Here is a 25,895-nt window from a genome sequence, read left to right as displayed (position 1 = left end):
GCTTATGGACCAGGACCAGCGGTCGAAGATCGCACACGGCACCGGCTTCTTCGCCGCCCTGGACCAGAGCGGCGGAAGCACCCCCAAAGCCCTTTCCCTGTACGGCGTGGACTCCTTCGCCGACGAGGGCGAGATGTTCGACCTGATGCACGAGTTCCGTGCCCGGATCATCACCTCGTCCTCGTTCGACGGCACCCGCATCCTCGGCGCGATCCTCTTCGAACAGACCATGGACCGCGACATTTCCGGCATCCCGTCGCCGCAGTACCTCTGGGAACGCAAGAACGTCGTGCCCTTCGTCAAGGTCGACGAGGGCCTGGCCGACGAGTCCGACGGCGTACGCCTGATGAAGCCGTTCACCCGGCTGGACGGCCTGCTCGCCCGGGCCGTCGCCCGGCGCGTCTTCGGCACGAAGATGCGCTCGTTCGTGGCCTCCGCCTCCCGTACCGGCATCGCGGCCGTCATCGACCAGCAGTTCGCGTACGCCGGGCAGATCCTCGACGCCGGCCTGGTGCCGATCCTCGAGCCCGAGGTCGACATCCACAGTCCCACCAAGCTGGAGGCCGAGGTGCTCCTCAAACAGGGCCTCCTCGACCGCCTGGCCGACCTGCCACCCGACCGCCAGGTGATGCTGAAACTCTCCATCCCCTCGGTCGACGACTTCTACGCCGACGTGATCGGCCACCCCCGGGTGCTGCGCGTGGTCGCCCTCTCCGGCGGCTACAGCCGGCAGGAGGCGGACGAGTTGCTGGCCCGCAACCACGGGCTGATCGCGAGCTTCTCCCGCGCCCTCGTCCAAGACCTCCGCCACAACCAGTCCGACGCCGACTTCAACCACACCCTCGACGACGCCATCGGCGAGATCTACCAGGCCTCCCTCACCTGACCACCGCACACCGAGCGATGCCGGAACGCCTCGTCTGACTAGCTGTTCTCCTCGATGTATTCGGCCGGGTCCTTGTCGGCGAACGACAAGCCCTTGCCCTGTGGGTGTTCCCCGAAGAAGCGCAGCCAGCGCGCCCCGAGCTCGAGGCGCAATTCCCGGCTCGCGTGCTTGCGGAAGTCGGGGAGAACCTCGTCCTCTTCCTCGGCCAGATGCTCACTGTTCTCGGTGCGTGCTTTCCATACGCCCGTCCACCAGGCGTCCGAACCCACCGGATGCCTACCCGCCTCCTCGATCCCCTCCCGGATCTTGTTGTGATCGCGGATCGCGTCGTCGGTCTCCGCCTCGGCGTCGTCGCCGCCCGCGTCCTTCAGCAGGTGCGGGTAGAGGATCTCCTCCTCCGCATCGGCATGGATGTCGAGATGCAAAGCAAGCGGCGTCCAGATCGCCTCCAGTTCCGCCGGCGATCGAGCGTCGTCCAACCGAGCGAATCCGACTCGGAACCGGTGATGATCGTCAAGGATCAGCGCGGTGATGTCATCCATGACAAGCACGCTAAGCCTCGGCGCCGGCCGACGCCCGCCGACAAGCTGGAACTGTGGACAAACGCTGAGACTCACCCGGTGTCCCCCACCTACGGACCGCGGCTGTCCGCGCGGCCCGTGCCGGCGAAGGTGTGGTCAGGACTTGAAGGCGTCCTTGATGTTCTCGCCTGCCTGCTTCAGTTTCGAGCTGGCCTGAGGTACCCAACGCAGCGCGGATCACTCCATCATTCCTTGCCGCGGCGGCCACCAGGGGCGTCGTCAGAGCAACGGCTCCAGGTACGGGAGAACGGCGCGATCCGGCGCCTGCCGAACGGCCAGGGGGTGAGCATCATCCCGGCGGAGTCGCGGGGCGCCGTCGTCCTGGACGCGCCGTCCACGCCTACTACGGATGGCGTGTACGGTCACCGATCAGATTCGTTCCGAGACAGTTGGAGAGCAGGCTATGCCATCAGACACGGCGCGTCGCCGACCGGGCAGGGCTCGTGCGCAGCTCGCCGTCAGTGCGGGGATCGGGCTGGTCGTCGGGGTGGTCGTGTGGGTGCTGACGGCGAACGTGCTCGGCCCGCTGGCCGGGTGGGACGCCGCCGCCGCGACATACGTGACCTGGGCATGGATCTTGATGAGCGGTGCCGACGCCGAGCAGACGGCCCGTCTGGCCGTACGGGAGGATCCGGGCCGTGCGGTCGTCGATGTCATCCTGCTCAGCGCCAGCGTGGCGAGCATCGTCGCGGTCGCCGCGGTCATCATCGCCGGTGGCAGCCACAGCACGGTGGATCCCATCCTCGCTGCCGCGTTCGGCGCGTCGAGTTTGCTGTTGACCTGGGTGTTGATCCATACCGTCTTCACCACCCGATATGCGCGGCTGTACTACACCGGCACCGACGGGGGCATCGACTTCAATCAGGAGCAGCCGCCCTCGTACCTGGATTTCGCCTATCTGGCGTTCACCATCGGCATGACCTACCAGGTATCCGACACCGACCTGAAAACGCCGGCCATCCGTCACACCGCGCTCAGGCACGGCCTGTTGTCCTACCTGTTCGGCGCGATCATCATCGCCGCCACCATCAACCTTTTGTCCGGACTGGCCAAATAGCGGCCTTCCGCAATACGGGGATCATCTCTGTGTGCTTCCGAGCTAAATAGGGCGCGAAGGCGGCAGGCCGCCAAGGCCGAGATCCGTCGCCCCGGCTACCCGGCTACCTGGCTATGGCCCGCCGGCCGGCCGCGACGGTGACCGGGATGCCCGTCGCAACGGTGATCAAGGCGGTCAGTCGGGCCTGCTCCGCGGCGACCCGCCTGATGGACTACCGCAACCCGGTGATCACGGTGGGTGTGCTCGCGCCGCTGCTCGCCGGCGACGCCCCGGCGTCGGCGAGCACACCCGGATGGCGCTGGTCTTCGGCGCGGTCACGCTGGTCGCAATGCTGGCCGGGATCGCCGGCGTCGCCCGTCTCAACCGGGCGGCGCCGGGTGCCCGGGCCGAGCGCGGGCACCCCGGCGGTCTGCTGGTGGCGCTGCGGGACCGGCAGTTCCGGGCGCTGACCGCGTCCTACCTGACCGTGGCCATCACGATGAATCTGGTGCTGGCCGCGAAGCCGTACTTCGCCCGGTACGAGCTGGGCCACCCGGAGGACACTTCGCTGCTCGTCGGCGCGTTCATGGCGCCGGCGGTGCTGACCATCCCGGTGTGGGTGCGGGCGGCCCGTCGGCGCGGCGAGCGCGGGCAGCTACACCGGCGTGTGGACCACCGCGAGGCCACCGGCGGAGCGGTCGGTCCGTACCTGTTCTCGGCGTGCCTGGCGGTCGGGGGCTTCACGGCGAGCGGCGCCGGCGGGACGGTCGCCCAGTCCGCCGGCGCGCTGGCCGCGGTGCGATACGGCTTCACGCTGGTGCCGGCGACGCTCATGGCCCTCGCTGTCCTCCCGCAAACTCGCTACACGCTGGATCGCGGCGCGCACGACGAGGCGATGAGCCGCTGACGCTTCGTCCGGCCAAATCCTGGACAGGGAATCAGTTGAGCGCGCCCACCGATCTCAGCCCGGTGGTCGCTCGCGGCTGGCGGTCAGCCCGGTCATCTCGGCGCGCGGGCGTCACTCCGGCCTCAGCTGAGCGCGGCGACCAGCGCGGAGAGGCGGCCGAAGACGCGGGCCTGGGCGAGGTGGTCGGCGTAGTCGCGGGATTCGACGATGTGGCCGTCGCGTACTCGCGTGACGAACAGGCACGGGATCGCGAACGATTCCCCGCGCGCCTCGCCCACATAGCTGAACTCGTAGATGACCACCTCCGGGTCGGCGGTCTCATGGACGTGCCCGACCGGCTCGAAGCGGTCGACGCCGGTGATCCGGGCCGCGGCGAAGTGGTCTCGCAGCTGCGCCCGGCTCGTCAATGGAACGTCCCCGATCGGCGCGAACGGGTGCCGGACATCGGTGTGTTCGGCGTAGCGGGCGACGAGGCTTTCGACCTGCGCTCGCCGTTCACCTTCGTCCGCCTGCTGGGATCACGTCGAGGTCTGCTGGGCGTTGCTGGCCGTCGGCGCCGACCCCGGCCTGCGCGAGGACGGCGGGCGGGGCCGCACCGCCGCCGAGTGGGCTGAGTTGCGCAGGCGGGTCGCCTCGCGGGGGTGAGCACATGAACCTCGTCCGGGCGCCATCCACACCAACAGCACATTCGGCGTGCGCGGCGCGACGCGCGATCTAGCAGCGCAACCGTTCGCCATGAACAGGAAATCTCCACCCTCGCGCAGGCCCCCAGCCGATGCGCCCGGAATAACGGAAATATCCAGGCAGCTGGCCCGCGGCGGGGCCGCCGGTGGCGTGGGCAGCTTCGGGGTCGGCGGTGTTGGTTGGGGTGACCACCGATCTCAGCCCGGCGGTCGCCTCGCGGGCGTGACCACCGACTGGCTCGCGCTGCGGCGCCGGGTTCGCGGCACCTGCGGTTGTCGAGCCGTCGAGCGTACGGTCACCTGGTTTTGGAAGTTGGTAGGTGTTCGTCGTTGAGCAACAGGGAATGCAGCTCGGCCGACACGCCCGCCACCTGTTCCAGGTGGGCGTTGTGGCCGAAGGTGCGCGGCCGCGGAATCGGAATCTCCACCAACTGACGCAGCCGGCCCGGGCCGGAGCTCAGCACCGCGACCCGGTCCGCCAGCAGGACGGCCTCCTGGATCGAGTGGGTGACGAAGACGATGGTCGTGCCCAGGTCCATGTGGATGCGCTGCAGCTCGACCGCCAGCTCCTCGCGGGTCAGCGCGTCCAGGGCCGAGAACGGCTCGTCCATCAGCATGACCTTCGGGCTCTGGATCAGCGCCCGGCACAGGGCGACCCGCTGCTGCATGCCGCCGCTGAGTTCGTGGGGCAGGCGCTTGGCGAAGGCGGTCAGGCCGGTCATCTCCAGGAGGTGGTCGGCGCGGGGGCGGTGCTCCGACCTGCGCCAGCCGAAGATCTCGACGGGGAGCATGACGTTGTCCTGGACCGTGCGCCACGGGAGCAGGGCCGGCTTCTGGAAGACCATCGCCACGTCGCGGCGCGGGTCTCGGACCGGCGAACCGTCGACGGTGACCGTGCCGGCGGTGGGCTTCAGGAGGCCGGCGACCATGCGGAGCAGGGTGGACTTGCCGCAGCCGGAGCGGCCGATCACGGTGAGGAACTCGCCCTCGCCGATGGTGAGGCTGAGGTCGCGGATCGCCTCGACCGGGCCGGAGCGGCCCTTGAACGTCTGTGACACGCCGTCGATCGTGATCATCATGAGCCCCTTGGTCAGGAGGAGAGCGAACGAGCCCACGGGACCAGCAGCCGTTCGAGGCCGGCCACCAGGTAGAACAGGATCACGCCGAGCACGGCGAGCAGGACCAGCGCGGCGAAGGCGAGCGCCGTGTCGCTGCTCTGGCTCGATCCGGCGATGACCGAGCCGAGGCCCTGGTCGGGGTTGACCACCTCGCCGATCACGGCGCCGATGATGGCGAGCGGGGTCGCGACCTTGAGACCCACGAAGACCTGCGGGAGCGCCCAGGTCAGCCGCACCTTCACGAAGGTCTGCCACCAGCTGGCCTTCAGCGAGCGGGCCAGCTCGTGCAGGTCGGCGGGGGTGGAGGAGAGCCCGGCCATGGTGGAGACGATCACCGGGAAGAAGCTGACCAGGACCACCATCACGATCTTCGGCTCGTCGCCGAAGCCCAGCCAGACCAGCAGCAGCGGGGCGAGTGCGACCTTGGGGATCGCGTTGACCGCGGCCAGGACCGGCATCGCCATCCGCTCGACCGTGCGGGAGGCGGCCAGCATGACGGCGATGACCAGGCCGGCGGCCACCGCGATGGCGAATCCGATGAGGACCCGCTGGACGGTGACCCAGGACTGGTCGAGCAGGTACTGCGGGGTCTTCCGGAACGTCTCGACCACGTCGGCCGGCGACGGCACGAAGAAGGGGTCGAGGTGGAACACCACGCAGGCCAGCCACCACAGCGCGATCGCGACGATCACGCCGAGCGTGGGCAGGACGGCGTTGCTCCATACCCGCGAGTCGCTCATCTGTTGCTCCGTCCGGAGTGGGCGCGGGGCGGAATGTTACCCGCCCCGCGCGCCGGTCAGCTCGACGCCTTGATGAAGCTGAAGTCGACGACCTTGTCCGGGGTGAGGCCGGCCGGGATCAGGCCGTTGCCCTGCAGGACGGCGATGCTGCGGGCGACCCGCTCCTGGTCCAGGTGGCCGAGCGGGGCGCCGTTCGGCGGCGACACGTACGGCTTCATCGCGTTGATCTCACCGACGGCCGCCGGGATCGCCGCGGTCGGCTCGTCCTTGTTCATGATCTGGGCCGCCTCGTCGGGGTGGTCGATCGTGTACTGCAGGCCCTTCATGATCGCGTCGGTGAACTTCTGCACCTCGTCCCGGTCGCTCGCGATGACGTCGTCCCGGGCGATGATCGCGTTGCCGAACAGGTCGGCCAGGTACTGGCTGTACGGCAGCACCACGACCTGCTTCTTGGAGACCGTCTCGAGCGCCTTCTTGGAGAGCAGGAAGGTGGACAGGGCGTCGACCTTGCGCTGCGCCATCAGCGAGTTGAGCGCGGTGGTCTGCGCGCCCTGGATCTTCACCGACTTCGGGTCTAGGCCGGCCAGCTTCGCGTACGCCGGGAAGAGCAGCTCGCTCACCGAGCCGGTGGCCGTCCCGACGGTCTTGCCGCTCAGGTCGGCCGGCTTGGTGATGCCGGTGTCCGCGGTGGTCATGATGGACACCAGGGACTGCTGGTGGACCGCGGCGATCGCCCGCCAGTTGGTGAACGCGCCCTTGCCGGCCTGGATCTCGGCGCCGGTGAAGTCGAGCGCGGCGAAATCGGCCTGCTTGCCCTTGATCAGGCCGAGGATCTGGGCGTTGCCGGCGCCCTTCTGGATGGTGACGTCGAGACCGGCGTCCTTGAAGTAGCCCTTCTCCTTCGCCACCCAGACGAACGAGTCGCGGCCGACCGCGCCGAACGCCGTCACGTAGGTGACCTTCTTCAGCGCGCCGGTGCCCCCGCTGCCCTCGCTGTCGTCCGAACTCGAGCATGCGCTCGCCGTGACGAGCACCGTGGCCAGCAGCGTCGCCGCCAGCACCCGAGTGCCTCTGAACATCCCATGCCTCCTGAAATCGCCCGCGTCGGGTCGAGATCGTAGAGCAGGCGGGTTGCCGTGTCATGACGGTCATTTCCCCGCAAAAGGGCCGTCGTATACTGCCGTTTGGCGTCCGAAATGGACATCTATGCAGGTCAACGCGTGGTTGACTTCGGCGGCAGCGGCAACAATGCTGTGCACAAGATTGTGAGCAATCCGCTACGAAAGGATCCGCCATCAGTCACCCCGTCCCGTCCGATGCCGCACGCTCGCTGGTTTCGGGGGCCTACGACACGCATGTCCACATTGCTCCGGACGTGATGGAGCGCCGCATCGACGACCTATCTCTGGCCGCACGTTTCGCCCAAGTCGGACTTGCCGGATTTGTATTGAAATCTCATTACGTAACGACCGCGGAAAGAGCGGCGGTCGTGCGGAAGGCGGTGCCGGGGGTCGACGTCCTCGGGGCGATCACGCTGAACGGCTCGATGGGCGGGATGAACCCGGCGGCCGTGGAGATCGCCGGTCGGCTCGGCGCCCGGATCGTCTGGATGCCCACGGTGGACTCCCGCAACCAGCGCTCGTCGACCGCCGCCGACCTGCCGGGCAGCAAGCCGGCGATGTGGGGCGCACTGCAGGCCGATCTGCACGCCCAGGGCATCGTGCCGGACGTCGTCGAGGTGGTCTCCGGAGACGGCACGGTCCTGGAGGACGTCCGGAAGGTCCTCCGGGTGATCGCCAAGCACGACATGGTGCTCGCGACCGGCCATCTCTCCGCTCCCGAGATCCTCGCCGTGGTCAGGGACGCGCGCGCCCTCGGCGTCCGTCGCGTCGTCGTGACGCACCCCGAGTTCACCTCGCAGCGCCTCACCGTCGCGCAGCAGCGCGAGTTGGCGGCCGAGGGAGCGCTGCTCGAGCGGTGCTTCACCACGCCGTACACGGGAAAGGTCTCCTGGTCCGATCTTTTCGACAACATCCGCGCCGTCGGGGTCGAACACTCGATCCTCTCCAGCGACCTCGGCCAGCCCTTCAATCCGCCGGTCGAGGACGGGATCGCGCTCTTCGCCGACAGGCTCCTCGAGGCGGGTTTCAAGGAGGACGAGGTGCGGGTGATGGCCGTCGACAACTCCCGCCTGATCAGTCTCTGACGCTCCGAAAGTTTCGGTCCGACCCCGGAAGTTGTTGACAGCCGGTGGGGTCGGCCCAATACTGCATCCATCCATCGATGAACTTCGTCACGAGGAAGGATGCACGCTCGTGGAATCCACCGCTCCCCGGCTGCGTCGCACCCGCATCAGGCTGCTCATCAGCGTCGCCAGCGCCGTCCTGCTGGCCGCCACCTCGGTCGTCGTCGCCGGCACCGCGAACGCCGAGGCCGACCGCACGATCACGTCCAACACCACCGGCACCCACAACGGCTACTTCTTCTCGTACTGGAAGGACACCGGCAACGTCACCATGACGCTGGGCGCCGGCGGCAGCTACAGCGTCCAGTGGAGCAACATGAACAACATGGTGGTCGGCAAGGGCTGGAACCCCGGCTCCACCCACACCGTGAACTACTCGGGCACGTTCAGCCCGAACGGCAACGGCTACCTCTCGCTGTACGGCTGGACCACCAACCCGCTGATCGAGTACTACATCGTCGAGAACTTCGGCAGCTACAACCCCAGCTCCGGCGCCACCCGGCTGGGCTCGGTCACCACCGACGGCAGCACCTACGACATCTACCGCACGCAGCGCGTCAACCAGCCGTCGATCATCGGCACGGCCACGTTCTACCAGTACTGGAGCGTCCGCCAGCAGCACCGCAGCAGCGGCACGATCACGACGGCGAACCACTTCAACGCGTGGAAGAACCTCGGCCTCAACCTCGGCACGTTCAACTACCAGATCCTCGCCACCGAGGGCTACCAGAGCAGCGGCAGCTCGAACGTCACGGTCAGCGAGGGATCATCGTCCACCACCACCCCGCCGACCACGCCCGCGACCACGCCCCCGACGACGTCTCCGGGTGGCGGCACCAGCGCGTGCAAGGTGACCAACGCGGTGAGTGCCTGGAACACCGGCCTGACCGACAACATCACCATCGCCAACACCGGCTCGTCCCCGATCAACGGCTGGAACCTCAAGTTCAACCTGGCATCCGGCCAGACCATCACCTCCGGCTGGAATGCGACGTACTCGCCGACCAGTGGCGCGGTAACGGCCACGAACGTCAGCTACAACGGCTCGATACCCCCGGGCGGCTCGACATCGATCGGCTTCCAGGCGACGCACAACGGCAACAGCGCGGCCCCCACCGGCTTCACCCTCAACGGCGCAGCCTGCAGTTGACCCGTCCCCACCGGTTGCCGGGCCAGCCCCCACTGGTCCGGCACGCCGGTTTTCTCACGCTCTTTCAAAACCAGGCGACCGTACGCTCGACGGCTCCACAACCGCGGGTGCCGCGAACCCGGCGCCGCGACGCGAGCCAGTCGGTGGTCACGCCCGCGAGGCGACCGCCGGGCTGAGATCGGTGGTCACCCTTTTCTCGTGCTTGCCGACGCGGGGGTGGCCCGGCACGAGATCCTCGCCGGCCTGAGGATCGGCTAGGCTGGTGGCGGCCGCCAGGAGGCCACCGGTCCGCGGGAATGGGCTCAGCCCACCTGGGGTGTGCACCATGGTCACCATCGTTCTCCTTTCGGCCTGACGCAGCGGACCGCAGGCAGACGAGAGGAGATCGTCGTGCCGACCCTGGCCATGCCTGACCGTCCCGACCTTGACAGCTTCCGCCGGCAGGCCCGTTCCCTCCAGCGAGCCCTCCGGGCCGGCGACGCCGGCGCGGTCGCGCGGCTGGCCCGCCACTACCCCGGTGGGCTGCCTGACGACCTCGGTGGCCTGCCGCTTGCCGCCGCGCAGCTGGTCGTCGCCCGCGAGTACGGGTTCGCCAGCTGGCCGCGGCTCCGGCGATATCTCGCAACGGTGGCCGAACACGGCTGGGAAACCGGGCTCGGCGCGGTTTCGGCGGCCGATCCCGCGGACGAGTTCTGCCGCCTCGCCTGCCTGACGTACAGCCGCGAGGACGGGCCGGCTCGCTGGGCCGAGGCCCGGCGACTGATCGCCGGGCATCCCGATGTGACCACGGAGCACATCTGGGCCGCCGCGGCGGCCGCCCGGCCGGACGACGTCGCTCGGCTGCTCGCCGCGCGGCCGCGGCGGGCGACCGAGCGAGGTGGCCCGTTCCGCTGGCGACCCCTGTTCTACCTCGTCTACTCGCGTCTCGACCCGGCCGTCCCGGCCGAGCGTGTGCTCGCGGTCGCCCGGCACCTGCTCGCCGCCGGCGCCGACCCGAACGAGGGCTACCTCTTCGATGCGCTGCCGTCACCGTTCACGCTGCTGACCGGCGTGTTCGGCCTCGGCGAGTTGGGCCCGCGGCGCCAGCCCCGCCACCCGCACTGGCAGGCGTTGGGCCGGCTGCTGCTGGACGCCGGTGCCGACCCCAACGATGCACAGGCCCTGTACAACAGGATGTTCACGCCGGATGACGGGCACCTCGAGCTGCTCTTCGCCTACGGTCTCGGCACCCGCGACGGCGGCCCGTGGCACACCCGGATCCCCGACTTGGACACCCCCGCGCGGATGCTGCGGACCCAGCTGCGCTGGGCGGTCGAGCACCGCCAACCCGGCCGGGTACGGCTGCTGGTCGAGCACGGTGTCGACTTCCGCTCACCCTTCGAGGGCGACGGGCCCGCGTGGGCCCCCGGCGACGGCCGCACGCCGGTTGAGCTGGCCGGGCTCACCGGCGACACCGAGATCACCAGTTACCTCGTCGGCCAAGGTGCCGCGCCGCCCGGTCCCGACCCGGTACGGGAGCTGATCGCGGCGGCGTTCCGCGCCGACCGTCGCGCCCTGGACCTCGTTCGCGCCGAACATCCCGGCGCCGTGGCCCGGGCCCGCCGCACCCGCCCCGGGCTCATGGTTTGGGCCGCCACCCAGGCGCCGGTCGAGACGATCACGCTGCTCGCGGAACTCGGCTTCGACGTCAATGCGTACGGGCGCGGCGACGCGCCGGTCGAGGAGCCCTGGGAGACCGCGCTGCACCACAGCGCCGCGAGCGGCGACCTCGCGCGCACCCGTCGTCTCCTGGACCTGGGGGCCGACCCGAACCTGCGCGACCAGCGCTTCGACGCGACTCCGCTGGGCTGGGCCAAGCACTTCCATCAGGCCGCGACCACCGCCCTGCTCGAGCCTCTCACCGCGACTCCGGCCGGCGAGCGCTGACCTGTCCGATCCGGACGCCAACCGTTCGCTGCTCCGGTGGACGGCCGGTCACCGTCTGGCGAGTGCGGCTTGGGCGGCGTTGTAGCCGGGGATGAAGGTGATGCCGGGGCCGCCGTGGCAGCCGGCGCTGCCCAGGTAGAGGCCGTCGATGCCGAGGGGCTGTCCGGGGTAGCCGGTGGGGCCGGGGCGGTTGGGGCCGATCTGCTCGGGGTGGATCAGGCCGTGGCAGTAGTCGCCGCCCGGGGCTCCGAACATCGTGCTCATGTGCCGGGGTGTGAACGTGGTGTGCTTGGTGATGAGGCCGGCGAAGTTCGGCGCCAGGCGGGTGATCTTTTCGATCACCCGCCGGCCCATCTCGGCCTTCAGCTTCGCGTAGTCGGCGTGGTCCGTCTCGACGGGGAACCAGAGGGCGAAGGCCGACGCCGCGTGCTTGCCGGGCGGGGCCAGGCCGGGATCCTGCGCCGAGGGGATCTGGAAGGCGACGGCCGGGTCGGCCGGTACCACGCCCCGGCGGCAGTCCTCCCACTGCCGCTGGAGTTCCTCGGGCGTGCTGAACAGGCCGATGGCGGCCTGCATCGACGGGTCGTTGAGCAGCTCGTACGGCGCCGCGAACTCGGGGGCCCCGTCGAGCGCGAAGTGCATCTGCACGTAGCTGCCGCGGTGGTCGGTCGTGGCGAACCGGTCGCGGACCTCGGAGTCGACCGCGCTCGGGGTGACCAGCCGGGTCATCGTCAGGTCGGGGGCGAGGCAGGAGACCACGACGGGGGCATCGGCGGTGGATCCGTGGGCGGCGGTCACTCCGGTCACCCGGCCGCCCTCGACGCGGATCTCGGTGACCTCGCTACGGAGCCGCAACTCGCCGCCCGCGGCGGTGAACTGCTCGCGCAGGTGGGTGGTGAGCGACCCGATGCCGCCGCGCAGCTTCTTCATCAGCGTGGTGTTCTCGTCGGGCAGGGCCAGGCCGAAGGCCAGGGCGGCGGCGCTGCCCGGGGTCGCGGGGCCCCGGTAGGTGGCGTTGACGGCCAGGAAGGCGAGCATTCCGCGCAGCGCGCCGTGCCTGTCCCGGTCCGGCAGGTACCGGTCCAGCACGTCGGTGACCGAGCCGAAGAGCAGGTCGCTGATGCTGGCGCGTTCGGACTCGCTGGTCGCGCAGGCGTACATCTCGTCCAATGTCTTCGGGGGGCGCCCGGCCTCGAACCTGCCCAGCGCGCGGGCCGGCGCCTGGCTCCACGCCACCAGCTGGGCGAGCCCGGCGACGGCCTCGCCGCCGTGCACCTCGTCGAGGTGCATCATCAGCCGCAGCGGATCGGTGTAGTAGACGACCGGGGGGGTCGCCGATGCCGCGGGTGGAGACCGACATGACATCCAGGTCGATGGTGGGCAGTTTGTCGAGGCCGAGCTCCTGGCTCACCGTCGCGGAGGTCGGGAACTGCACCGAGCCGGCGATCTCGAACCGGTAGCCGTCGAACAGCTCGACGGTGGAGGCCATGCCGCCCGCATACCGCTTGGCCTCCAGCAACAGCGTGCGCAAGCCCGCCCGCTGCAGCAGGACGGCCGCGGTGAGCCCGTTGTGTCCAGCGCCGATGACGATCGCGTCGTAGTCCGCCATGGCTCAGGCTGACACGGGCCGGTGAGTTTCGTCAATAATGACGGAATGGGCCGGCGACGGCACCGTCCTCGACGGCGGAGAGCGCGGCGTGGCAGAGTCGCGCCAGCTCGGCCAGCGAGCGGTCGGCGCCCAGCATCCAGAACTCCATCGCGCCGAAGACGGCGGCGGCGATGCACCGCGCGGTCACCGTCACCGCCAGCGACCGGCCTGGCTCGACGCCCGCGCGCAGCCCCAGCCGTTCCGCGACGGCCGCCGCGAAATCGGCCTCGACCCGGCGCATGTGCGCCACGATCCGCCCGGGGTCGAGCGCCTCGGCGCGCAGCGCGGCGATCTGCGTGATGGCCTCCACGTCGTACGGGAAGGCGAAGATGGCCACCCGCACCGACTCGACGATCGGCTCGTCGGCCGGGCGCGCCGCCAGCGCCCGGCGGAACCAGTGCAGGCCCGCGTCGTAGTCGGCGAACAGCAGCTCGTGCTTGGAGGTGAAGTGCCGGTAGAAGGTCCGCAGGGTGACCCCGGCGTCGGCGGCGATCTGCTCGGCGGACGTCGCTTCCACGCCCTGGGCGAGGAAGCGGAGCACCGCCGCCCGCCGCAGCGCCTCGCGCGTGCGCGTGCTACGCGCGGTGTGTGCCGGCCGGACCATACGGCCGACTATAGCCGCCCTAGTTTCGACAATATTGACATAACCCGACCGGCTGGGACACCCTGGCGGCATGGTGTCGCTCATCGTGCATGCGATGCTCGGCGTGGTCGTCGTCTGGCTCATCGTCGCCGGCAACCGGGCGATCTTCCGGCGCCCCGCGACCGGGCCGCCGGTCTCCCCTTTGGAGGGCGCCTACTACCTGGCGGGCGTCGCCTCCGTCCTGATCGGCTGGTACTTCAACATCAAATTCGTGAGGGAGTACGCGCACGGTCACGCCAACCCGCTCTGGGGCGACGGGAGCTGGGCGCAGTACATCAGGCTCATGTACGTCAACCCGGCCGCCGGCTCGGCCGGGCAGGACTACACGATCGCCAACGTGATTCTGCTGCCGCTGTTCACCATCGTCGACGGCCGGCGGCGCGGCATCGCCCGCCCCTGGCTCTACTTCATCGCCAGCCTGTTCACCAGCTTCGCCTTCGCGTGGGCCTTCTACCTGGCCACGGCCGAGCGCCAGCGCCGCCACCAACACTGACGCCGCGACGGGCCCCGGCAGCCCACCGGCAAGGTCAGGCGTTCAGGTAGGCGAGGACGGCCAGCACCCGGCGGTTGTCGTCGTCCGAGGGCGGCAGGCCGAGCTTGGTGAAGATGTTGTTGATGTGCTTGCTGACCGCCTTCTCGGTCACGAACAGCCGGCCGGCGATCGCCGCGTTCGAGCGCCCCGCCGCCATCTCGCCCAGCACCTCCCGCTCCCGCACGGTCAGCACGTCCAGCGGGCGGCTGCGGTCGAGCAGCCGGGCCACCACCTCCGGGTCCATCACCGTCCCGCCGCCCGCCACCTGGTGCACCGCGTCGACGAACTGGGCCACATTGGACACCCGGTCCTTCAGCAGGTAGCCGACCCCGCCGACCCGGTCGCCGAGCAGCTCCCGCGCGTACAGCGGCTCCACGTGCTGGGAAAGCACCAGGATCGGCATGCCGGGCACCTCGGTCCGCGCCGCGATCGCCGCCTGCAGGCCCTCGTCGGTGAAGGTCGGCGGGAGCCGCACGTCCACGACCGCCACGTCCGGTTTCCGCTCGAGCAGCGTCGGCAGCAGCATGGGCCCGTTGTCGACCGTCGCCACGACCTCGAAGTCGAACGCCTCCAGCAGCCGGGTCAATCCGTCCCGGAGGAGAGCATGGTCCTCGGCGATGACAACGCGCACGGCAGCTCCATGGTCACGATGGTCGGCCCGTCCGGCGGACTGGTCAGCGTCATCGTGCCATCGAATGCGGCCAGGCGGCGCTCGATGCCGCGCAGCCCGGTGCCCCGGGACGGGTCGGCGCCGCCGTGCCCGTCGTCGCCGACCTCCATCAGCAGGCGGTCGTCGGTGCGCTTGATACTCACGTACGCGAAGGTCGCCCCGCTGTGCACGGTCGCGTTCGACAGCGCCTCCGCGATCGCGAAATAGGCCGCCGACTCGACCGGCGTGTCGAGCCGCCCGGACAGGTCCGAGTCGACGCTCGTCGGGATCCGCAGGTTCAGCGCGAGCGCCCGGACCGCGCCGTCCAGCCCCCGCTCGGCCAGCACCGGCGGGTGGATGCCGCGCACCAGGTGCCGCAGCTCGACCAGGGCCGTGCTGCTCGCCTCGCGCGCCTCGGCCAGCAGCTGCCGGGCCGCCGCCGGGTCGCGGTCGACCATCTCCTCGGCCAGCCCGATCGTCATGCCCAGCGAGACGAGCCTCGCCTGGGCGCCGTCGTGCAGGTCGCGCTCTATCCGGCGCAGCTCGGCCGCCTGTGCGTCGACCGTGTCGGCCCGGGTGACGGTCAGCTGGGTGACCCGCAGGCGCAGCTCGGCGTTGCGGGTCGGGCCGAGCAGCAGCTGCGCGAAGAGCGCGTCGGCCCGGCGCAGGTAGGGCGCCGCGGCCAGCCCGATGGCCAGGATCAGCGCGCCCTGCGGCAACGAGAGGAAGCCCTCGCTGACGCTGGTGATCGGCCAGGTGACGCCGTACCCGTACCAGCCGGTGCCCAGCCAGATCCACAGGGGAATCAGCAGGATGCCCTGCAGGCCGTAGAGCGGGATCGCCAGCGAGCCGAGGCCGAGCACCAGCCCGACGATCGCCCCGGGCAGCAGCCAGGCGAGGTCGCGCCAGGTGGCCGGGTCGCTGATGACCCAGCGGAACGGGCGCCACCCGGGGAACCCGCCGGCGGGCGGGCGCGGACGGTACGGCGTCGCGACCGGCACACCCCATCGCCCGGCGATCCGGCGACCGGCGCCGGCGCGCAGCCGTACCAGCTTGGTCACCTGGGGCAGCAGCAGCGCGCCCAGGCCCAGCACCGGCGTCGTCACCAACGCGAGGAGGAAAAGGCCGAGCACCACGAGGCTCGAGATCGACAGGGCGATCGCGAGCGCGCCATCGGCCACCGCCCGCAGGCCGTCCCGAATCCAGTCGCGCGTCTCCATGCCGACCATCCTGACCCCTCGTGGGCCATGATCGCGGTAGGGCTAGCACTACTCCCCGAAGTAGGCCTGGCGCCAGTGTCTTCCGGCCGCCCGCCCGGTTGGCTGGACGCATGACGACAATGGCAGAGCGGCCCAGAACGACGGCCGGGAGCGACTTCGCGGAGCTGGCCCGCCGGATCAACGCGGCCGGCCTGCTCGATCGGCGGCCGGGCTACTACGCCGTACGGCTGGGCCTGGTGGCCGTCGCACTGGCCGGCGGCTGGACGGCGTTCTTCCTGGTCGGTGCCTCCTGGTGGAATCTGGCCGTGGCCGTCTTCCTGGCCGTGGTCTTCGCCCAGGCCGCGCTGGTCGCCCACGACCTGGCCCACCGCCAGGTCTTCCGCACCAACACGCCGAGCCGCCGGGCCGGCCTGATCGCGGGCAACCTCGGGATCGGCATGTCCTACGGCTACTGGATGGACAAGCACACCAAGCACCACGCCAACCCCAACCACGACGATCTGGATCCCGATGTCGGCCCCGGCGTGCTGGTCTGGAGCCGGGAGGCCGCCCGCGGCAAGGGTTTCCTGGCCAAATACCAGGCCTACCTCTTCTTCCCGCTGCTCACCCTGCTCGGCCTCTCGCTGAAACGGGACAGCGTGCGCGCGCTGCTGGACGGCACGGTCAAGCGCCGCCGGGCCGAGGCCGCGCTGCTCGCGGCCCACTTCATCGGGTACGCCGCGGCCCTGCTCCTGGTGCTGAGCCCGGTGCAGGCGCTGGCCTTCTTCGTGGTGCACCAAGCGCTGTTCGGGGTCTACCTGGGCCTGACGTTCGCGCCCAACCACAAGGGCATGCCGCACCCCGACGGCACCGAGGACTTCCTCCGCAAGCAGGTGCTGACCTCGCGCAACGTCCGCGGTGGCGTACTGGTCGACGCGGCGCTGGGCGGGCTCAACTACCAGATCGAGCACCACCTGTTCCCCGCCATGCCGACGCCGAATCTGCGCACGGCCCAGCCGATCGTGCGACGCTACTGCGAAGAGATCGGAATCCCGTACGAGATGACCTCGCTCACCGACTCGTACGCCCAAGCCCTGCGCCACCTGCACGACGTCGGTGCGGACCTGCGCCGGGCCTGACCCGACGTGAACGGAGTCGCTCGATGGACCTGCATCTGACCGGGAAGGTCGCCGTCGTCACCGGTGGCAGCGCCGGGATCGGCCGCGCGATCGCTCACGGCCTGGCGGCCGAGGGCTGCGATCTGGTGTTGTGCGCACGCGACGAGGAGCGGTTGCGCTCGGTGGCTTCCGAGATTGCGGCCGTACGGGTGGTAGCCGTCCCCGCCGATCTCACCGCTCCCGACGGCGCCGACCGGCTGGCCGCGGCCGTGGAGCGGGAGTTCGGCGGGGCCGACATCCTGATCAACAACGCCGGCACCGGCAGCGAGGAGAAGATCCTCACCGCCCCCGACGATCGCTGGCAGTTCTACTGGGAGCTGCACGTGATGGCCGCCGTACGCCTGGCCCGCGCCCTCGCGCCCGGCATGCGCGCCCGCGGCGGCGGCGTGATCCTGCACAACGCGTCGATCTGCGCGACCCAGCCGCTGGGCTACGAGCCGATCTACAACGTGACCAAGGCGGCCCTGGTGATGTTCTCGAAGTGCCTGGCCAACGAGCTGATCGGCGACAACATCCGGGTCAACGCGGTGAACCCGGGCCTGGTGATGACCGGCGACTGGGTGAAGACCGCGAAGCTGCTGACCGAGGGCACCGACCAGACCTGGGAGCAGTACCTGCAGAAGATCGCCGAGGACAACGCCCCGATCGGCCGCTTCGCCACCCCCGAGGAGGTCGCCGACCTGTTCGTCTACCTGTCCTCGGACCGCGCCTCCTACGCGGTCGGCTCCACGTACTACCTCGACGGCGGCTGGCTGAACGTGACGACCTGACCCCGTACGTTGGTTGCAGGGGTGGGATTCGAACCCACGACCTCCGGCGTATGAGACCGGTGAGCACTCCGAGCTGCTCCACCCTGCGAGTGCGCCGCCAGGGACTTGAACCCTGAACCCTCCGGGTAAGAGCCGGATGCTCTGGCCAGTTGAGCTAGCGACGCGCAGTACCCCTGGGGAGACTCGAACTCCCAACCCTCGGACTCCCATCCGACCACCCCGCCCACCGCCCGTAAGAGGACTGAAGACGGTAATCCGACGCGCTCTCCATTGCGCCACAGGGGTGTGATGTCGTCGGGCGGTGTCGAACCATCCGGCCTCCGCCTTATGAGGGCGGCGCTCTACCGCTGAGCTACGACGACGCTGGTGTGGGAGCGGTGATGGTCCGCGGCCCCACCGCTCGTGGACCCGGCCGGGCTCGAACCGGCCACCTTCCGTTTGCAAGACGGACGCTCTTCCCGATGAGCTACGAGCCCTCCAGACCGCGGCGCCGACAACGGTGGCGGCACGGCGGCACATCTCGGTCACGACTGAACTGGTCACGGCTGACCCGCCCGTGGCAACGGCACCGAAGGCGACCGCGGCGCGACGATGACCACGCCGTGCGGAAGCCGGACGCCGCGCGGGGACGGCAGGATCGGTGGTCGACGGATGTCGTCGGGCGAGGGCGGCGGCGACCGCGTTGGCCGGGTAGCGCAAGTAGTCCCGTCCAGCTAACCCGGCGGTCGCCTCACCCGCCGCAGCCGGCCCGCGTGACCGCCGCTCCTCGCCCCTATTTCTGGGACATTCAAAGGCTATTCAATGGTACGGAAAATGGCGCGCACGGGCGGCAGGAATCGAACCCACGACAGACGGCTTTGGAGACCGTTGCTCTACCATTTGAGCTACGCCCGCAAGTCGAATATCGCACGGTTACCATCGCCCCCGGAAAGGCCCGGAGACGAAAAGGCCGCCTCTCCCGGAGGCGGGAGGGCGGCGGCGGAAACCGTGACGGCGTCAGCCGTTTCGCCAGCTCACTCCCGGGGAGCGCCACATCGTGGCTCGTCGCATGCACCGGCCCTCGAGGCTCGCGGCCCCGGGCTTCAGCATGCCGGCACGATCGAAAGTCGCAACATGTGCGGCCAGGTCTGCGCGGTAGGCGGCCTGCCACATCATCTCGATCTCCTTTCGTGCGCTCTCCCTGCGGACTCCTCAAACAGTAGAGCACCCGCGCCACCGTGACAATCCTTTTTCTCCGGCGAATACGCGAAAACAAATAGGGGAAACAACCGAACGGCAACCGGAACCGGTCCGATCGAGCAACCCACCACGGGTCTGCTGGGTCTCATGCTCGAACTGGGTACCCGGCACGACGGTGGACTGGCCAGCGACCTCCCGGTGATGCGCCGGCGACGGATGACCGGGCTGACCGGCGCGGTCACGGTGGCGACCCTGGGCCGGGCGGCCTCGCACCTGACCCGCTCGGGCATCATCCGCGGGGACATCCGGCGCGGCTTCGGCACCGCCCCCGGCGTGGCGCACGGCGTGCGGCTGCACATCCGGCTGCGGTTGGCCAGTGCGAACTCGGGACGGCCGCGGGCCGGCCACGCGGTCTACCTGTGGCACGCCGACCGGGACGGCAACTACTCGCTGCACGCGCCCGGGCTCGAGGACGAGAACTACCTGCGCGGGGTGCAACTGTCCGATTCGGCCGGCTGGGTCCGGTTCACCAGCGTCTTCCCCGGCGTGCACGACGGGCACTGGCCGCGCCTGCACTTCGAGGTCTACCCGAGCCTCGCCGAGGCGCCGGCGGCCCGGCTGCACGCCGCCGAGATCACGCTGCCGGCGGACGCGTGCTCGGCCGTCTACGCCACGTCCGGCTACGAGTCGAGCCGTGGCCTCGAGCACCCGGGCGCCCGGGTCGAGATGGCCTGCGTCACCGGCGACCTCCGCCGAGGACTGGTCGCGACTCGTACTGTCGGCATATAGGGAGCACCCTCTTTCGGCCCACCAGGGCCACCCTCTTCCGGGGGTGGCGGCGCGCCTGGCCAGGGCGCAGGCTGTGGCGATGACGACGGAGGCATTCCGGGCCGCGCGGGACTACCTGCTCGCCCACGCGGAGGACTACGAGGCGGCCACGGCCGGGTTCGCGTGGCCGGCGCTGGGCGAGTTCAACTGGGCGCTCGACTGGTTCGACGTGATCGCCCGGGGGAACGACGCGCCCGCGCTGTGGATCGTCGAGGAGGACGGCTCGGAGCAGCGGTTCTCGTTCGCCGAGATGTCCCGCCGGTCCGACCAGGTGGCGAGTTGGCTGCGCGCGCGAGGTGTCCAGCGCGGCGACCGGATCGTGCTGATGCTCGGCAACCAGGTGGAGTTGTGGGACACGATCCTGGCCGTCATGAAGCTCGGTGCCGTGCTGATCCCGGCCACTCCCCTGCTGGGCCCGGCCGACGCCGCCGATCGGGTGGCTCGCGGCGGCGCCAAGCACGTGATCGCCACGTCCGCCGCCGCGGCGAAGTTCGACGCGGTCGACGCCACCAAGATCGCGGTGGGCGAGCCGGTCGACGGCTGGCTGCCCTTCCGTGAGTCATATTCCGGAAATGTCGGGTTCGAGCCGGACGGCGCGACGCAGGCGACCGACACCCTGCTGCTCTACTTCACCTCGGGCACGACCGCCCGGCCCAAGCTGGTCGAGCACACCCACCAGTCGTACCCGGTGGGTCATCTGTCCACGATGTACTGGATCGGCCTGCGCCCGGGCGACGTGCACCTCAACATCTCCTCGCCCGGCTGGGCCAAGCACGCGTGGAGCAACGTCTTCGCCCCGTGGAACGCCGAGGCCTGCGTCTTCATCTACAACTACGCCCGGTTCGACGCCGGCCGGCTGATGGCCGAGATGCAGCGCTGCGGGGTGACCAGCTTCTGCGCCCCGCCGACCGTCTGGCGCATGCTGATCCAGTCCGACCTCTCCGCGCTGCGCACGCCGCCGCGGCTGGTGGTGGGTGCCGGCGAGCCGCTCAACCCCGAGGTCATCGACCAGGTGCGGAAGGCGTGGGGCGTCACGATCCGGGACGGCTTCGGGCAGACCGAGACGACCGTGCAGGTCGCGAACACGCCCGGGCAGCCGGTCAAGCCGGGGTCGATGGGCCGCCCGGTGCCCGGCTTCACGATCGAGCTGATCGACCCGCTGACCGGTGAGCCAGCCGCGAAGCGGCCGGGATTCTCCACACCGTCCGTAGGACCAGGTGTCGGTAATGGCACAGCCGCCGAGGGCGAGATCTGCGTCAAGCTCGAGCCGCGGCCGACCGGGCTGATGGTGGGCTACCACGGCGACGCCTCGCTGACCGCGGAGCGGATGGCCGGCGGTTACTACCACACCGGCGACGTGGCCTCCCGGGACGACGACGGCTACATCACCTACGTGGGGCGCACCGACGACGTGTTCAAGGCGTCCGACTACCGGATCTCGCCGTTCGAGCTGGAGAGCGTGCTGATCGAGCACGAGGCGGTGGTCGAGGCGGCCGTGGTGCCGTCGCCCGACCCGCTGCGGCTGGCGGTGCCGAAGGCCTACGTCGTGCTCGCGGAGGGCTGGGAGGCTTCCGCTTCCACCGCGGAGACCCTTTTCGCGTACGCCCGGGAGCGTATGCCGCCGTACGCCCGGATTCGCCGTCTCGAGTTCGCCGAGCTCCCCAAGACGATCTCCGGCAAGATCCGCCGGGTGGAGCTGCGCGCCGCGGAGCAGGAGAAGCACGCCGACCCGGAGAACCGGCCGGACGGCGAATTCACCGGCTAACGTTGCGCGGTGTCTCGTGGTCGCGTGATCTACCTGCTCGTCGTGGTGGCGTTACTGGGCGAGATGGCGTTCGCCATGGTCACCACGGCGGTCCAGCAGGCGCCGACGATCGACGAGCCGGTCTACGTGGCCACCGCCGAGGTGCTGAGCCGGGAGCACATCGTGCTCTACAACCCCGAGCACCCACCGCTGGGCAAGCTCGTCATGGCGGCCGGGCTGGCGTTCGTGGACCCGCGGCTGGACACCTCGTACCAGGGCGACCAGACGCTGCAGGGGCGCCATCTGCTGTACGAGACGGGCAACAACCCGTTCCGGCTGATGCTCGCCGCCCGGCTGCCGATGATCGTGCTGACGCTGCTGTTCGGGCTGGTGGTGCTGGCGTTCGCGCGCGACCTGGCGGGGCCGTGGGCGGGGCTGGTGGCACTCGCGCTCTACGCCTTCTCGCCGGACATCATCGCGCAGGGCTCGCTGGCGACCTTGGACATGCCGGCGGCCGGGATGCTGCTGGCCGCCTTCTGGTTCCTCTGGCGGTCTCGACAGCGGCCCCGACTGTATCTGCCACTGGCCGGCGTGGCGCTCGGGGCGGCGCTCGCTACCCGGATGAGCGCGCTTCCGGCCGTACCGCTGGTCCTGCTTCTTACGCTTTTATCGCCTTTTGCCGTCGGGAAACCGGAGACCTGGTGGAAGAAGCTGGCGTGGCGCGTCCTGGCGGCCATCGGGGTCGGGCTGATCGCGGTGGCCGTGGTGTGGGTCGTCTACCTGGCCGTCGATCCGCGGCTGCGCTGGACGCCGCCGGCCGGCCTGCCCCGGCCGGGCGGGCTGAAGGGGCTCGCGGTCGACCTGCTGCCGTTCCCCAAGGCGTACCGGGACGGGGTTTTGATCCAATTTCAGTTCGAGTCGCGGACCTTCAACGGGTTCCTGCTCGGGCACGCCTATCGCGGGTCGCTCTGGTACTACCAGCCGGTCGCGCTGCTGATCAAGACGCCGCTCGGGATGATGGCGCTGTGGCTGGCCGGCGCGATCACCATGCTGGTGAAGCCGGCGCTGCGGGTGGCGGCGCTGTACCTGCTCGTACCGGCCGGGGTGATGCTGCTGGTGGCGATGACCGGGGCGCGCGACTACGGCACCCGGTACGTAATCTTCATGCCGGTGTTCCTGGCCGTGGTCGCCGGGACGGTGGTGCTCATCCGGGTGCGGTGGGCGCGCGTCGCCACCGCCGCGCTGGTCGCCTTCGTGGCGGTCAGTTCGCTGCTGACCTTTCCGTACTACCTGCCGTATTCGAACGAGGCCTTCGGCGGCACCTCGCGCACCCACCTCAACCTGCACGACTCCAACGTCGACTGGGGGCAGGACCTGGCCCGGCTCGGCGTACGGCTGCGGACGAAGTACCCCGGAGAGCCGGTGTGGACCGTCCTCAAGGCGAGCGGCGTGCCGTCGTATTACGGGATTCAGGGTAAAAATCCGCTTGCCGTGCCGAACGACCAGGTTCATGGGCTGTTGGTGGTATCGGACTCGCGGGTGGCGCTGGCGACCGGCAAGCTCCAGCAGCTGATCTCATCGAGCCAAGAGATCGACAATGTTGGATACTCGATAACGATCTATCGACGCTGATAATTTTTAAGGATCACCAAAGCTCCTGGACATGACGTTCCGGGAGCGCGCCCAGTAGAGTCCCGCGTCGATGAACACGCACCAGGTCGAGTCCGGTGGGCAGCGGCGCCACCTTTTGTTGATCGGCATCATCGCCGGCGTTGTGGTCCTCGTCGGGGCCGCCGCATTCGTGTTGCCGGCCGGCGCCAGCGGGCTGTTCAAGTCGGCGGCCTCCACCAGCTCGTCGTCCCCGTCGACGGCGGCCTTGCCGGCCGCCGGTTCGTCCGGGGCCGCCGCGGCACCCGGCGGCGCTGTCGCATCGGCGTCCGCCGGTCCATCGGCGTCGGCATCCGCGGCCGCTTCCGCCGCGGCCACGGCGAAGACCGCCGGCCCGTGCGCCCGCCCGGTCGGCGCGTCGCCGGTCGCCCGGATCACCCAGGTCAGCGTCGGCTCGGCGGTCAAGGGCTACGGCGGCGAGGGTGACACTGCTGCTGCTGACCCGCAAGGGCGACTGCCACACCGGCCCGCTCTGCGGCGGCACCTCCAGCCCGTGCAACAAGATGTTCATGGTCCGCTTCGACAACAACGGCCACACGGTCTGGGAGCAGCAGGTCACCAACCTCACCAGCACCCGCGGCGGCTACGACGACGGCGCCCGGTTCGTCTGGTGGTACCAGCACCATGGGCGGCTGGCCTACGACGGCAGCAACTACGCCGCGTACTTCGGGGTGGCGATCACTGTGCAGAACGGCAACTGCGTGGACATCCACGAGGGCGACCGGATGCAGGTGGTCAGCAAGTCGGGCGCACTGCTGAGCGGGCACGGCAGCTTCGACTTCGGCTGCAGCCACGCCTGGACGTCACGGATCGTCTGGGATCCACGGGCCAAGAAGTTCGTGATGGTGTGCGCCACCGACAACGACTGCCGGATAGCGCAGCCCGACCCGTACCGGACGGTGGCGGCCGGCGCCTGCGACGGCACGCTCTTCGGCGGCGACCTGGTGCTGGCCAAGTCGTCCGGCTACTGGACGGCGTGGAGCCAGGGCGGCCAGGCCAGGCTGTCGCACTTCTCGGGCAGCTCGGCGGCGAACAAGACGATCACCACGGCGGCGGCCACCCACCATCCGCACCTGGTCACGTACGGGTCGGGAAAGATGCTCCTGACCTGGCAGTCCGGCTCCTCGATGCGGGCCCAGGTCTACGACTCCGGCACCGGCGCGGCGGTCGGCAAGCAGTTCACCATCGCCGTCCGCGACCACGACTACATCGCCTTCAAGTCGTACGCGGACGGCAGCGTCGCCTACCCGGCGGCCGGCGGCACGAACACCACTATCAAGATCGCTCGAGTCATGCCGTAACCGCCGCACCACGAGGGGATGCCTGCGCCGGCCGGCGCAGGCCCAGCGTCGCGGTGGCCAGCCCGGCCACCGCGACGATCACCAGATACCACGCGGGCGTCAGCGGACTGCCGGAGCGCGCGACCAGCCAGACCGACACGTACGGCGCCGTGCCGCCGACCACCGTGGTGCTCACGTTGTAGGCGACCGCGGCGGCGGTGCACCGGAGGTGGACCGGGAAGAGGACGCCCGCGAGCACGGCGCTGACGGCCGCGCCCAGGCCGACGAACACGGCCCAGATCATCTGGCCGGCCACCGCCGCGGCCACGCCGCCCCGGCCGATGAGCAGGAACCCGGGCACCACGGTGACGGCGAGCCCGGCGGCGGCCGCGAGCGCGACCGGCCGCAACGGGTAACGGTCGAGCAGACGGCCACCGGCGACGCCGCCGGCCACGGCCGTCAGCACGGCGATCAGGCTCGCCACGTACGCGCCCGCCGAGTCGAGGCCGACCACCCGGATCAGGTAACTGGACACGTATCCGAAGAGAAGGAACCCGCCGAGCGCCACCATCATCTGCCAGCCGCCGTAGATCAGCATGGCGCGCTTGGCGGCGCGCAGCGCCGCGGCGAGCGGGAACGTCACCCGGTCGCCGCCGGTCGCCGCGAACGCCGGGGTGTCCGGGAGGCGCAGCCGCAGGTACAGGCCGACCAGCGCCAGCGGACCCGCGACCAGGAACGGCAGCCGCCAGCCCCAACCGGCCAGTTCCGCCGGGGTGAGGACGGTGGCCAGCAGCAGGCCGGTGGTCGACGCGGCCGCCACCCCGAGGTAGCCGGCCACCAGGTTGACCGAGGTGGCGCGGCCGGCCCGGCCCGCGGCGGCTTGTTCCAGGACCAGGATGTTGGCGCCGGTGTACTCGCCGCCCACCGAGAAGCCCTGTCCCAGCCGGCAGACGAGCAGGAGCACCGCGCCCAGCGCGCCGGCCGTCTCGTACGGGGGCAACAGGCCGATCGCGAGCGTGCTGACGCCCATCAGCAGGATCGACGCGGAGAGCGCGCTCCGCCGCCCGAACCTGTCTCCGATGTGGCCGAAGAAGAACCCGCCGAGCGGCCGCACCGCGAAGCCGACGGCGAAGATGGCGAACGTGTTCAGCAGCGCCGTGGTGCGGTCGCCGGCCGGGAAGAACAGATCGGCCAGGGTGCTCGCCAGGTAGGCGTAGAGGAACAGGTCGTACGCCTCGATCAGGTTGCCGATGCTCGCCGCGACCACGGTCCGGCGTTCCCGGGCTTGGCTCATCCCGCCACCGT

24 protein-coding genes, 6 tRNA genes and 2 pseudogenes are annotated in these 25,895 nt (G+C 70.2%); 13 read left to right on the top strand and 19 right to left on the bottom strand.

All coding sequences use genetic code 11. From position 1 onward, the window contains the following. The first annotated feature begins 4 nt into the window (after positions 1–4). The gene (locus IH26_RS0100900; protein ID WP_030434141.1) at positions 5–886 is read left to right on the top strand and encodes a fructose bisphosphate aldolase; all 882 of its coding nucleotides are present in this window, start codon (positions 5–7) and stop codon (positions 884–886) included. A gap of 38 nt (positions 887–924) precedes the next feature. Here the strand turns inward: IH26_RS0100900 and IH26_RS0100895 are convergent, their stop codons facing one another. Further along, positions 925–1,428 (bottom strand): hemerythrin domain-containing protein, encoded by a 504-nt coding sequence (locus tag IH26_RS0100895; protein ID WP_030434140.1) that lies wholly within the window; start codon positions 1,426–1,428, stop codon positions 925–927. 538 nt (positions 1,429–1,966) lie between these two features. Here IH26_RS0100895 and IH26_RS0100890 point away from each other — a divergent pair. Both IH26_RS0100890 and IH26_RS52875 read left to right on the top strand, forming a co-directional pair. Further along, positions 1,967–2,524: a DUF1345 domain-containing protein gene (locus IH26_RS0100890; protein ID WP_211268538.1), complete on the top strand. Its 558-nt coding sequence runs from the start codon at positions 1,967–1,969 to the stop codon at positions 2,522–2,524. A 292-nt stretch (positions 2,525–2,816) separates the two neighbouring features. After that, on the top strand, positions 2,817–3,410 hold the full coding sequence (locus IH26_RS52875; protein WP_051807177.1) for an MFS transporter: 594 nt from the start codon (positions 2,817–2,819) through the stop codon (positions 3,408–3,410). A 122-nt stretch (positions 3,411–3,532) separates the two neighbouring features. Here the strand turns inward: IH26_RS52875 and IH26_RS55290 are convergent. From IH26_RS55290 to IH26_RS0100865, 4 genes and pseudogenes are all read right to left on the bottom strand, one after another. Then, positions 3,533–3,889 (bottom strand): annotated as a pseudogene (locus tag IH26_RS55290) (nuclear transport factor 2 family protein); the annotation flags it as partial. A gap of 500 nt (positions 3,890–4,389) precedes the next feature. Beyond that, positions 4,390–5,169: an ABC transporter ATP-binding protein gene (locus IH26_RS0100875; RefSeq protein ID WP_030434137.1), complete on the bottom strand. Its 780-nt coding sequence runs from the start codon at positions 5,167–5,169 to the stop codon at positions 4,390–4,392. A 14-nt stretch (positions 5,170–5,183) separates the two neighbouring features. Next, a complete protein-coding gene (locus tag IH26_RS0100870) occupies positions 5,184–5,951 on the bottom strand; it encodes an ABC transporter permease (protein WP_030434136.1) in 768 nt (255 codons plus the stop codon). A 56-nt stretch (positions 5,952–6,007) separates the two neighbouring features. Next, positions 6,008–7,030, bottom strand: a complete 1,023-nt coding sequence (locus IH26_RS0100865) for an ABC transporter substrate-binding protein (protein ID WP_030434135.1) — start codon at positions 7,028–7,030, stop codon at positions 6,008–6,010. 215 nt (positions 7,031–7,245) lie between these two features. Here IH26_RS0100865 and IH26_RS0100860 point away from each other — a divergent pair, with 215 nt between their 5' ends. Then, positions 7,246–8,157 carry a DUF6282 family protein gene (locus tag IH26_RS0100860; RefSeq protein WP_030434134.1) on the top strand — a complete coding sequence of 304 codons (912 nt, stop codon included), beginning with the start codon at positions 7,246–7,248 and terminating at the stop codon, positions 8,155–8,157. A gap of 109 nt (positions 8,158–8,266) precedes the next feature. After that, positions 8,267–9,346 carry a glycoside hydrolase family 11 protein gene (locus IH26_RS0100855; protein WP_034213158.1) on the top strand — a complete coding sequence of 360 codons (1,080 nt, stop codon included), beginning with the start codon at positions 8,267–8,269 and terminating at the stop codon, positions 9,344–9,346. Between the two features lie 147 nt (positions 9,347–9,493). On the opposite strand, the gene IH26_RS0100850 is transcribed toward IH26_RS0100855, so the two are convergent. After that, positions 9,494–9,682 carry a hypothetical protein gene (locus IH26_RS0100850; protein WP_030434132.1) on the bottom strand — a complete coding sequence of 63 codons (189 nt, stop codon included), beginning with the start codon at positions 9,680–9,682 and terminating at the stop codon, positions 9,494–9,496. Between the two features lie 54 nt (positions 9,683–9,736). Between IH26_RS0100850 and IH26_RS55285 the strand changes: the two genes are divergently transcribed. Continuing rightward, entirely contained in the window at positions 9,737–11,272 is a 1,536-nt protein-coding gene (locus tag IH26_RS55285; RefSeq protein WP_051807175.1) for an ankyrin repeat domain-containing protein, read from the top strand. A gap of 48 nt (positions 11,273–11,320) precedes the next feature. On the opposite strand, the gene IH26_RS62565 is transcribed toward IH26_RS55285, so the two are convergent. The 3 genes and pseudogenes from IH26_RS62565 to IH26_RS0100835 form a co-directional block, all read right to left on the bottom strand. Continuing rightward, positions 11,321–12,637, bottom strand: coding sequence for a phytoene desaturase family protein (locus IH26_RS62565; RefSeq protein WP_425394356.1), 1,317 nt, complete (start codon positions 12,635–12,637; stop codon positions 11,321–11,323). An 82-nt stretch (positions 12,638–12,719) separates the two neighbouring features. Further along, a pseudogene (locus IH26_RS64390) lies at positions 12,720–12,881 on the bottom strand (FAD-dependent oxidoreductase); the annotation flags it as partial. A 31-nt stretch (positions 12,882–12,912) separates the two neighbouring features. After that, positions 12,913–13,524 (bottom strand): TetR/AcrR family transcriptional regulator, encoded by a 612-nt coding sequence (locus IH26_RS0100835; protein ID WP_030434130.1) that lies wholly within the window; start codon positions 13,522–13,524, stop codon positions 12,913–12,915. 70 nt (positions 13,525–13,594) lie between these two features. Here IH26_RS0100835 and IH26_RS0100830 point away from each other — a divergent pair, with 70 nt between their 5' ends. Further along, on the top strand, positions 13,595–14,056 hold the full coding sequence (locus tag IH26_RS0100830) for a DUF2834 domain-containing protein (protein ID WP_030434129.1): 462 nt from the start codon (positions 13,595–13,597) through the stop codon (positions 14,054–14,056). 34 nt (positions 14,057–14,090) lie between these two features. On the opposite strand, the gene IH26_RS0100825 is transcribed toward IH26_RS0100830, so the two are convergent. Both IH26_RS0100825 and IH26_RS0100820 read right to left on the bottom strand, forming a co-directional pair. Then, a complete protein-coding gene (locus IH26_RS0100825) occupies positions 14,091–14,726 on the bottom strand; it encodes a response regulator transcription factor (protein ID WP_030434128.1) in 636 nt (211 codons plus the stop codon). Further along, positions 14,678–15,964 (bottom strand): sensor histidine kinase, encoded by a 1,287-nt coding sequence (locus IH26_RS0100820; RefSeq protein ID WP_034213282.1) that lies wholly within the window; start codon positions 15,962–15,964, stop codon positions 14,678–14,680. The genes IH26_RS0100825 and IH26_RS0100820 overlap by 49 nt, the downstream gene beginning before the upstream one ends. 110 nt (positions 15,965–16,074) lie before the next feature. Between IH26_RS0100820 and IH26_RS0100815 the strand changes: the two genes are divergently transcribed. Beyond that, on the top strand, positions 16,075–17,082 hold the full coding sequence (locus IH26_RS0100815; RefSeq protein ID WP_030434126.1) for a fatty acid desaturase family protein: 1,008 nt from the start codon (positions 16,075–16,077) through the stop codon (positions 17,080–17,082). A 23-nt stretch (positions 17,083–17,105) separates the two neighbouring features. Continuing rightward, positions 17,106–17,891 carry an SDR family NAD(P)-dependent oxidoreductase gene (locus IH26_RS0100810; RefSeq protein ID WP_030434125.1) on the top strand — a complete coding sequence of 262 codons (786 nt, stop codon included), beginning with the start codon at positions 17,106–17,108 and terminating at the stop codon, positions 17,889–17,891. 10 nt (positions 17,892–17,901) lie between these two features. Here the strand turns inward: IH26_RS0100810 and IH26_RS0100805 are convergent. The 6 genes from IH26_RS0100805 to IH26_RS0100785 form a co-directional block, all read right to left on the bottom strand. Beyond that, a tRNA-Met gene (locus IH26_RS0100805) sits at positions 17,902–17,979 on the bottom strand. Between the two features lie 2 nt (positions 17,980–17,981). Beyond that, a tRNA-Lys gene (locus IH26_RS0100800) sits at positions 17,982–18,055 on the bottom strand. A gap of 4 nt (positions 18,056–18,059) precedes the next feature. Beyond that, positions 18,060–18,176 (bottom strand) — tRNA-OTHER (locus tag IH26_RS59370). A gap of 4 nt (positions 18,177–18,180) precedes the next feature. Next, positions 18,181–18,253: transfer RNA gene (locus IH26_RS0100795), tRNA-Met, on the bottom strand. Between the two features lie 41 nt (positions 18,254–18,294). Then, positions 18,295–18,367: transfer RNA gene (locus IH26_RS0100790), tRNA-Ala, on the bottom strand. 345 nt (positions 18,368–18,712) lie between these two features. Then, a tRNA-Trp gene (locus IH26_RS0100785) sits at positions 18,713–18,785 on the bottom strand. Between the two features lie 432 nt (positions 18,786–19,217). Here IH26_RS0100785 and IH26_RS0100780 point away from each other — a divergent pair. The 3 genes from IH26_RS0100780 to IH26_RS0100770 all read left to right on the top strand — a co-directional run bounded on the left by IH26_RS0100780 (position 19,218) and on the right by IH26_RS0100770 (position 23,274). Next, entirely contained in the window at positions 19,218–19,859 is a 642-nt protein-coding gene (locus IH26_RS0100780) for a dioxygenase family protein (RefSeq protein WP_051807173.1), read from the top strand. Between the two features lie 79 nt (positions 19,860–19,938). Beyond that, positions 19,939–21,663: an AMP-binding protein gene (locus IH26_RS0100775; RefSeq protein WP_030434123.1), complete on the top strand. Its 1,725-nt coding sequence runs from the start codon at positions 19,939–19,941 to the stop codon at positions 21,661–21,663. Between the two features lie 9 nt (positions 21,664–21,672). Beyond that, positions 21,673–23,274 carry an ArnT family glycosyltransferase gene (locus IH26_RS0100770; RefSeq protein WP_030434122.1) on the top strand — a complete coding sequence of 534 codons (1,602 nt, stop codon included), beginning with the start codon at positions 21,673–21,675 and terminating at the stop codon, positions 23,272–23,274. Positions 23,275–23,280: 6 nt separating this feature from the next. On the opposite strand, the gene IH26_RS62560 is transcribed toward IH26_RS0100770, so the two are convergent. Next, complete coding sequence (locus tag IH26_RS62560; protein ID WP_245664856.1) at positions 23,281–23,715, bottom strand: hypothetical protein; 435 nt, start codon at positions 23,713–23,715, stop codon at positions 23,281–23,283. 17 nt (positions 23,716–23,732) lie between these two features. On the opposite strand from IH26_RS62560, the gene IH26_RS52860 reads away from it, so the two are divergent. After that, positions 23,733–24,611: a hypothetical protein gene (locus tag IH26_RS52860; protein ID WP_245664855.1), complete on the top strand. Its 879-nt coding sequence runs from the start codon at positions 23,733–23,735 to the stop codon at positions 24,609–24,611. Here IH26_RS52860 and IH26_RS0100760 read toward each other — a convergent pair. Next, positions 24,601–25,884, bottom strand: a complete 1,284-nt coding sequence (locus IH26_RS0100760) for an MFS transporter (RefSeq protein ID WP_034213152.1) — start codon at positions 25,882–25,884, stop codon at positions 24,601–24,603. The genes IH26_RS52860 and IH26_RS0100760 overlap by 11 nt on opposite strands. Positions 25,885–25,895 lie beyond the last annotated feature (11 nt).

Source organism: Actinoplanes subtropicus (genome assembly GCF_000721705.1).
Taxonomy (GTDB): domain Bacteria; phylum Actinomycetota; class Actinomycetes; order Mycobacteriales; family Micromonosporaceae; genus Actinoplanes; species Actinoplanes subtropicus.
The sequence above is the reverse complement of the archived record's forward strand: the minus strand, read 5'-3'. Positions and strand labels throughout refer to the sequence as shown.

Excerpts from the sequence above, each read along its gene's own strand:
- IH26_RS0100900 (WP_030434141.1), top strand. The coding sequence starts at position 5 with ATGGACCAGGACCAGCGGTCGAAGATCGCACACGGCACCGGCTTCTTC.
- IH26_RS0100895 (WP_030434140.1), bottom strand. The coding sequence starts at position 1,428 with ATGGATGACATCACCGCGCTGATCCTTGACGATCATCACCGGTTCCGA.
- IH26_RS52875 (WP_051807177.1), top strand. The coding sequence starts at position 2,817 with ATGGCGCTGGTCTTCGGCGCGGTCACGCTGGTCGCAATGCTGGCCGGG.
- IH26_RS0100875 (WP_030434137.1), bottom strand. The coding sequence starts at position 5,169 with ATGATCACGATCGACGGCGTGTCACAGACGTTCAAGGGCCGCTCCGGC.
- IH26_RS0100870 (WP_030434136.1), bottom strand. The coding sequence starts at position 5,951 with ATGAGCGACTCGCGGGTATGGAGCAACGCCGTCCTGCCCACGCTCGGC.
- IH26_RS0100865 (WP_030434135.1), bottom strand. The coding sequence starts at position 7,030 with ATGTTCAGAGGCACTCGGGTGCTGGCGGCGACGCTGCTGGCCACGGTG.
- IH26_RS0100850 (WP_030434132.1), bottom strand. The coding sequence starts at position 9,682 with ATGGTGACCATGGTGCACACCCCAGGTGGGCTGAGCCCATTCCCGCGG.
- IH26_RS62565 (WP_425394356.1), bottom strand. The coding sequence starts at position 12,637 with ATGTCATGTCGGTCTCCACCCGCGGCATCGGCGACCCCCCCGGTCGTC.
- IH26_RS0100835 (WP_030434130.1), bottom strand. The coding sequence starts at position 13,524 with ATGGTCCGGCCGGCACACACCGCGCGTAGCACGCGCACGCGCGAGGCG.
- IH26_RS0100830 (WP_030434129.1), top strand. The coding sequence starts at position 13,595 with ATGGTGTCGCTCATCGTGCATGCGATGCTCGGCGTGGTCGTCGTCTGG.
- IH26_RS0100820 (WP_034213282.1), bottom strand. The coding sequence starts at position 15,964 with ATGGAGACGCGCGACTGGATTCGGGACGGCCTGCGGGCGGTGGCCGAT.
- IH26_RS0100815 (WP_030434126.1), top strand. The coding sequence starts at position 16,075 with ATGACGACAATGGCAGAGCGGCCCAGAACGACGGCCGGGAGCGACTTC.
- IH26_RS0100810 (WP_030434125.1), top strand. The coding sequence starts at position 17,106 with ATGGACCTGCATCTGACCGGGAAGGTCGCCGTCGTCACCGGTGGCAGC.
- IH26_RS0100780 (WP_051807173.1), top strand. The coding sequence starts at position 19,218 with ATGCTCGAACTGGGTACCCGGCACGACGGTGGACTGGCCAGCGACCTC.
- IH26_RS0100775 (WP_030434123.1), top strand. The coding sequence starts at position 19,939 with ATGACGACGGAGGCATTCCGGGCCGCGCGGGACTACCTGCTCGCCCAC.
- IH26_RS0100760 (WP_034213152.1), bottom strand. The coding sequence starts at position 25,884 with ATGAGCCAAGCCCGGGAACGCCGGACCGTGGTCGCGGCGAGCATCGGC.